The 228-nt window shown below is 53.1% G+C and carries 1 protein-coding gene; it reads left to right on the forward strand.

What is annotated here, in order from left to right:
* Positions 1 to 46: 46 nt before the first annotated feature.
* Positions 47 to 228, forward strand: a 182-nt coding sequence (locus tag ACX6XY_RS30570) for a hypothetical protein (protein WP_460338020.1), incomplete at its 3' end; no start/stop codon positions are given.

A 228-nucleotide genomic window follows, 5' to 3' on the forward strand; every position in this document is an offset into this window, starting at 1 on the left:
CTACAGGACCGTTGAACTTCTTTTGAGCAGAGGTGGACCGGAACTTTTGGCTGAGAATCTGGTGGCGCTCATCGATCAGATAAGACCAGCGGACTGGCTTGCTGCAAAGATTACCGGCGGTCAAACAAAGACGCCCTGGACGTTGCGCATACACGATGTCGGTGAGTTTTTTCTCTCGCTGGACTATGCAGAAGCGTGGAGACTGGCTGTTGAACAGCGCCCTCAATG

It is taken from the genome of Streptomyces sp. O3 (assembly GCF_054788135.1).